This window comes from Streptomyces antimicrobicus, from assembly GCF_020532625.1.
Lineage (GTDB): Bacteria > Actinomycetota > Actinomycetes > Streptomycetales > Streptomycetaceae > Streptomyces > Streptomyces antimicrobicus.
Genome location: NZ_JAJAUY010000264.1, coordinates 1 through 1,951, shown reverse-complemented (window position 1 = coordinate 1,951; position 1,951 = coordinate 1). Strand labels below are relative to the sequence as shown.

General features: G+C 75.2%; 1 protein-coding gene. It reads right to left on the bottom strand.

The window, feature by feature from the left end:
• Positions 1–1,951 (bottom strand): amino acid adenylation domain-containing protein (locus LG632_RS29970; RefSeq protein ID WP_226731074.1); only part of this gene is annotated, 1,951 nt, incomplete at both ends.

The following is a 1,951-nucleotide window of genomic DNA, read 5'->3' as shown; positions in this document are numbered from 1 at the left end:
CTCCACCCCCAGCACCTCGGCGAACAGACCGCACAGGATCTCCTCCCGCGGCGTGCGCGGACCACGACCGGCCGCCCCGCCCGCGTACACCGGGGCGGGCAGCGCCCGGCGGTCCAGCTTCCCGTTCGACGTCAGCGGCAGCACGTCCAGGGTCACCGTGGTGGACGGCACCATGTAGTCGGGCAGCAGGGCGGTCAGGTGGGCGCGCAGGCCCGCCGCGTCCACGCCGCTCGCGTCCTTCGGGACCACGTAGCCGACCAGGCGCTTGTCGCCCGGCTGGTCCTCCCGGACCAGCACGGCGGCCTGGGCGACCTGCGGGTACGAGCCGAGCACGGACTCGATCTCGCCCAGCTCGATCCGGAAGCCGCGCAGCTTGACCTGGTGGTCGGACCGGCCCAGGTACTCCAGTCGGCCCTGCTCGCGCCACCGGACGACGTCGCCGGTGCGGTACATCCGCTCGCCCGGCTCCCCGAAGGGGCACGCGACGAACCGCTCGGCGGTGAGTCCGGGCCGCCCCAGGTAGCCGCGGGCCAGGCCGGCGCCGGACACGTAGAGTTCGCCGGCGGCGCCGACCGGGACCGGGCGCAGCGCGTCGTCGAGGACGTAGAGGCCGAGGTCGGGGATGGCTTCGCCGATCGCGCTGCCGGGCAGCGTGGCCGCGCGGACGCGGTCGAGTGCCTGGTACGTGACGTGCACGGTGGTCTCGGTGATGCCGTACATGTTGACCAGTACCGGAGCGTCGTCCGCGTGCCGCTCGTACCAGTCGGCCAGCCGGCGCAGGTCCAGCGCCTCCCCGCCGAACACGACGGTCCGCAGGGCGAGCCGGTCCCCGGTCGCGGGGTCGTCGGCGTCGGCCTGGATCAACTGGTAGAAGGCGGACGGGGTCTGGTTGAGGACGGTGACCCGCTCGTCGGCGAGCAGCTTCAGGAACTCGCCGGGCGCCCGGCTGACCGCGTGGGGGACGACGACGAGGCGGCCGCCGTGCAGCAGCGGGCCCCACAGCTCCCAGACGGAGAAGTCGAAGGCGTAGCTGTGGTAGAGCGTCCAGGCGTCGTCGGCGCGGAAGTCGAACCAGTGGCGGGTCGCGCCGAACAGCCGCGTCACGTTCCGGTGCGGGACGACGACGCCCTTGGGGCGGCCGGTCGAACCGGAGGTGTAGATGACGTACGCGGCGTGCTGCGGCCGTACGTCGGTCCGCGGGGCGGTGGCGGGGGCGGCGGCGAGCAGGCCGGCGGTCTCCGGGGCGTCCAGCAGGAGCGTGGCGGCCCCGGTGGTGGCGGGCTCGGGCAGCCGCTGCGCGACGTCGGTGGTGGTCACGAGGAGGACCGGCCGGGCGTCCTCGAGCATGTAGGTGATGCGGTCGGCCGGGTAGTCCGGGTCGACCGGGAGGTAGGCGGCACCCGCCGCGAGCACGGCCAGGAGGGCCACGACGAGGTCGGTGGAGCGCGGCAGCGCCACGGCGACGAGCCGGTCGGGTCCGGCGCCGTGTGCCGCCAGCAGGTGCGCCAGCCGGTTGGCCCGGGCCGCGAGTTCGGCGTACGTCGTGCGCTCGTCCTCGAAGACGACGGCGGTGGCGTCCGGCGTGCGGGCGGCCTGCGCGGCGAACAGCTCGCCCAGTACGGCGTCGGGCGCGGTGACCGGGACGGGCGCGGACAGCAGGGCGGCCCGCTCGGACGGGTCGAGCAGCTCGATGGTGCCGACGGGGCGGTCCGGGTCGGTGGTGACGGCGTCCAGGACGCGCACGATCCGGTCCAGGAGCGTGCGGACGGTCGGGGCGTCGAACAGGTCGGCCGAGTAGCCGACGTGGGTGGTCAGGGCGCCGGGGCGCCCGTCCGGGCCGGTGGCGGCGCGGAAGTTGAGGGAGAGGTCGAACTTCGCCCCGTCCAGGTTGGTGGCCTCGCCGCGGGCGGTGACCCCGCCGAGGTCCAGGTCCGGCCCGGTGTCGGTGCCG